Annotated in this window: 5 protein-coding genes; all 5 read right to left on the bottom strand. The window is 44.8% G+C overall.

Annotation, left to right across the window (positions count from 1 at the left end):
* Positions 1-144: 144 nt before the first annotated feature.
* The 5 genes from KFO40_RS25140 to KFO40_RS25160 all read right to left on the bottom strand — a co-directional run bounded on the left by KFO40_RS25140 (position 145) and on the right by KFO40_RS25160 (position 4,315).
* Entirely contained in the window at positions 145-1,089 is a 945-nt protein-coding gene (locus tag KFO40_RS25140) for an NAD(P)H-dependent flavin oxidoreductase (RefSeq protein ID WP_008025783.1), read from the bottom strand.
* Between the two features lie 168 nt (positions 1,090-1,257).
* Complete coding sequence (locus KFO40_RS25145) at positions 1,258-1,983, bottom strand: DUF4858 domain-containing protein (RefSeq protein WP_004314511.1); 726 nt, start codon at positions 1,981-1,983, stop codon at positions 1,258-1,260.
* A gap of 211 nt (positions 1,984-2,194) precedes the next feature.
* Complete coding sequence (locus KFO40_RS25150; protein WP_008644616.1) at positions 2,195-2,719, bottom strand: DUF4943 family protein; 525 nt, start codon at positions 2,717-2,719, stop codon at positions 2,195-2,197.
* Positions 2,720-2,730: 11 nt separating this feature from the next.
* The gene (locus KFO40_RS25155; protein ID WP_211146922.1) at positions 2,731-3,780 is read right to left on the bottom strand and encodes an outer membrane beta-barrel protein; all 1,050 of its coding nucleotides are present in this window, start codon (positions 3,778-3,780) and stop codon (positions 2,731-2,733) included.
* Complete coding sequence (locus tag KFO40_RS25160) at positions 3,764-4,315, bottom strand: RNA polymerase sigma factor (RefSeq protein WP_004300758.1); 552 nt, start codon at positions 4,313-4,315, stop codon at positions 3,764-3,766. The genes KFO40_RS25155 and KFO40_RS25160 overlap by 17 nt, the downstream gene beginning before the upstream one ends.
* Positions 4,316-4,516: the final 201 nt, after the last annotated feature.

A 4,516-nucleotide genomic window follows, 5' to 3' on the forward strand; every position in this document is an offset into this window, starting at 1 on the left:
ACACACCAGCCACAAGCCCTGAAAGGGCGGAACTGTATACAATTATGCCCTTTCAGGGCGCAAATTCAGATTGTCGTTTTTACGTAGGGCGTTGCCCTACGCTATATAATTAAGCCCTTTCAGGGCACTCCGCAAAATTATCATTTATCGTTCAAACAAATATTTTTTCTCCACAGCTTGCCGATAAGATTCAACCAATTCATTCATCACCTCTGCCACCGACTGTCGACGGGATATTATTGCCGAGACCTGACCTATTTCCAGTTCACCTTCTTCCAAGTCACCTTCGAAGATACCTTTCTTAGCACGTCCGCGTCCGAGCAAAGTTCTTAGTTCCTCGGAAGTAGCACCACTATCTTCAGCCTTCTCCACCGCTTCACGAAAAGCATTTTTTACCAATCGTGTCGGAGCCAGCTTTTTCAACAACAACTTAGTATCCCCTTCACCGAGACTCAAACAATAATCTTTAAATACCGGACTTGCTGAACTTTCTTCAGTCAGCGCAAAACGTGTTCCTATTTGCACACCTTCCGCCCCCAACACCATAGCAGCCAGTATTCCTTCTCCTGTACCAATACCTCCCGCGGCTATCAAAGGCAATGTGGTAGCCTCACGCACAGCAGGAATCAAACAGAAAGTCGTTGTTTCCTCCCGTCCATTATGCCCTCCGGCTTCGAAACCTTCAGCTACTACTGCATCCACCCCGGCTTCTTCACATTTCATAGCAAAACGAGAAGATGAAACGACATGAACAACTGTTATTCCACGCTCCTTCAACCATCCGGTCCACGTTTTCGGATTTCCGGCAGAGGTAAAAACAATCTTCACTCCCTCTTCCACTACAATATTCATAATCTCTTCTATTTGGGGATACATCAAAGGGATATTCACTCCAAAGGGAAATTTTGTGGCCGCATTACATTTACGGATATGTTCACGTAAAGTGTCCGGATGCATAGAACCGGCGCCGATCAATCCCAATCCGCCGGCATTGCTCACGGCTGAAGCAAGACGCCAACCGCTACACCACACCATACCACCTTGAATAATAGGATATTGAATACCCAGAAGGGAAGTAATTCTATTCATAATTAATTATTTATCTATGTTTTAATATGCCAAAATACCAATGATAACGACAGAGTTATATAACAATGCGCCAACATAACAATACACAAATATACTAATTATTCAATTACAAACGCTCTCAAGTCAGTACATTACACATTGTTACATCAACACATCATTATAACGTCTTCAGCGTGCAATCTGTTCAATCGGTTTATTTATCAACACAGTTGTAGAATCTCCATAAGTTCTCAAAACCTCCAATGTGCGGGCGCGGTTATCTCTGCCTTTCTTATTCCAGAACTCTTTGGTAAAGACAGCCATCAGGTCAAGTCCGCCGACCGTTCCGCCATTGATATATACCCCACTTCCACCAAACAAGGGAATAGGTGCGTCCATCACTACCGTGTTCACCATCATTCCATTGGCACGTTCGCTCAACTGTCGGAAACGTACTCCACTCGCCTGTATCTCATCCAAAGATTTACGCACCCCTTTCGCCATCGGATTACGTGCCCAGTTCGAGTAGGATCTTTGATGGCGTATCTCATAGAAAGGATCTCCCCGCCAAGTGTTTTTATCAATCTTTATCTTCTTCTGATAGATAGGGTCCCAGTTATAACGGGTATTCGCTTTATATGGCATCAAACTCAACACCACTTTCGGTTTAGGCAATGCTTCAGGAAGCGATTCATCAGGCATCATCCAGCTTTTCTCCTCCGACATTCGGGGAGTACCAACCGCAGTTCCGAAATCAATCGACTTTACAGCATCCATATTCAAATGCAACTCCTGGTCACTCTCCAGCAATTTCTTCAAATGCAAAGAGTCTTGCGCCGTCCATACTTGCGAATATGCAAATAAAGCCGTCAGGCACAGTACCATCGTTGCAATAAACCGTTTCAATCTATCCATCCTCTATCCTCTTTCATTACCTGTTATTTTGGAGCACTTCATATACACTAATGCACATACGTTTCTCCCTTACGTTACCACCTATATTCTCCTACGAGAAGCGGTCTTTTGAGCGTAGTAATCCCCTGTCAGCAGCATAAGACTACTGATACAAACAAACGTTCCCACATGAATGTTTCCTATTTTTTACTTTCCGAAAGCTCCTCCTTTGTTACCACCAACGATAACCCGATCCACAAAGCGGCTCATCGTAGCACGGATCGATCGTCCATCTTGTTTTCGGATATTGGCGCTCTTCCCACCAACTACGATAACAAGCGGCTGCATCGAGCACCTCCTCATCAGTCAGAAAATAGATTGCTTCATAATTTTCGGCATTCGCCAATACCATTTTGCAACCTAATGACGGCGGTGTGCCCTGGCGGATAGACTCAATCACCCAAAGCATACACTCGCCCAACCGAATCTTACCGTTGTTCATATTATAAACCGACGGAAAAGAAGGAATAATGGTCAGATCTTCTGCATATTTTAAAAGTTCGGGGATGTCCTCTTCCGTAAAATGAGGGACCTCCACCACCCCTTTATCATTCTTCATCTTGTACGTACCCGACTTCAATTGTTTCACAAAAAGGGCAACATCCGGATTGTTATAATCCATTTCTTCGCTGGTGCATCCTGTAAAAGATACGATCAGGCAAACAGCCATCCACAGCATTAGTAGTGTTTTTTTCATTTTCATAAGGATTAATACGTCATGCGAAGTCCGCAAAGTAAATTAAAATTAGTCGGCCGTTTCGTTCGTACCGTAGCCAGTTTCGAATCTGTTTTGAAATGATGCGAAACTCCGGGTTCGGCAAAAACAGCAAGTCGGTCATTAATCTTATAATTGATTCCAATGCCGGCAGTCACTACCAGTTGGATAGGTTCTTCTTTAAAACTGTTGTCCGGCGCGCCGGCGATACATTTATCGGCTATTCCGCCTACGGTAGCGTAAAGGTCAAATTTCTTCGTATCTACCAGTGTTACATTTACTTTAACGGGAATACCCAGATAGTGCAAATGCTGTCCCGCCGAACGAAGGTTTGAATAAAGTAATCCGGTTTCTATTCCGAGAGATTCGTTTAGTTTACGCTCTACCGTTACCCCTGCGGAAACCGGCATTTTATAAGTGCCATTATCAGCCGGAAGCGCCGTGCCTACCTGAACTTTCATCGCCCAGCGATGCTTTTTCACCGCTTCGGGTTGAGCCACATTCACATTCGATTGTTCTTCCGGAGCAACAGATGATTCCGTATCACCGTTTGTTGCCTGCCAAAAGCCGTTATTCCCTTGATTACCATATCGGTTGCCATTTCCCGTAGAAGTAGTGGCGGAAAAAGAAAACGACATGGAGAAAGTGATAGAAAGCGAATCTTCTTCCTCCGTGTATTGTGACAGCATACCGTAAGACTTTGGAGCCGGTTTCGGCAACACCGGTTCTACCGGCAACGGTAACTGATTGACGCGTATTCCATCTCCATCCATCTGCCCTCCATTTGTCACGGCTATCTTTGTAAATGCTTCTTCCATTTCTTCTTTGGGTGAGAAATACAAGAAAGTAGCCGACGAGGCCGCCAAAACGAGCAATACAGATGCCGCAGCCGCCACACGGAAGAGCAGAATCCGACGACGATGCTGGCAAGCCACAGGTATTTCCTGCGAGAGCTCTTCCCAAAAGCCATCCCGTACACTTATCCCTGCATCAGCGAGACGCGTGCGAAACAGATCGGTTATTTCATCATTTTCTTTCTTCATGATTCCTATACTCTTTAATTCTTTTTGCTAACAAATACTTGGCCCGGTGCAACTGCGAAGTAGACGAATGTTCTTTAATGTGAAGCATCTTGGCTATCTCCTTGTGCGATTTCTCTTCAAACACATAAAGGTTGAAAACGGTTCGGCAACCATCCGGCAATTCGGCAATAAAAGCCATCAATTGCTCTTCGGAGATTCCAGCCCCTCCTCCCGAGTCCGATATATCCGGTATATCGGGAAGCTGCTCTTCATGCACTACCAACTGGCTGACTCGTTTCTCCCGCCGCAGGAAATCGAGTGATTGAGTAACCATCACCCGGGTTATCCATGTACAGAGCGAAGACTCGCCCCGGAACGAGAAGTTGGTAAAAATCTTGATGAAACCGTCATGCAGTACATCGTGCGCCGCATCCATATCGCCCGTATAGCGGAAACATACCGCCAGCATCTGTTTGGAATAGAGGGTGTAAAGTTCCTTTCGGGCTGAATCCTTTCCTGCCCGACAGCCCTTTATCAGTTCTATCTCGTTTTCCAAAGTCAATTACTTTTTTTTAAAATCGAACGTATGTCTGCGTCGTTTTACTCATTAGACGCAAGAGTTTGAGGAATGCTGCAAGGAATATTGCTAAAAGAAGTTAAAGAATAGAAGAGATTTCACCACAGAGGACGCAGAGTACACAGAGGAACAATGATAGGAAATTCTTCCTATAAAGTAAGTTTAAAACCTCTGTGTACT

Source organism: Bacteroides sp. 1001302B_160321_D4, assembly GCF_015667765.1.
Lineage (GTDB): Bacteria > Bacteroidota > Bacteroidia > Bacteroidales > Bacteroidaceae > Bacteroides > Bacteroides xylanisolvens.

Bases quoted from the DNA above. Each gene is read 5' to 3' on its own strand.
- KFO40_RS25155 (WP_211146922.1), bottom strand. From the start codon at position 3,780: ATGAAGAAAGAAAATGATGAAATAACCGATCTGTTTCGCACGCGTCTC.
- KFO40_RS25140 (WP_008025783.1), bottom strand. From the start codon at position 1,089: ATGAATAGAATTACTTCCCTTCTGGGTATTCAATATCCTATTATTCAA.
- KFO40_RS25145 (WP_004314511.1), bottom strand. From the start codon at position 1,983: ATGGATAGATTGAAACGGTTTATTGCAACGATGGTACTGTGCCTGACG.
- KFO40_RS25150 (WP_008644616.1), bottom strand. From the start codon at position 2,719: ATGAAAAAAACACTACTAATGCTGTGGATGGCTGTTTGCCTGATCGTA.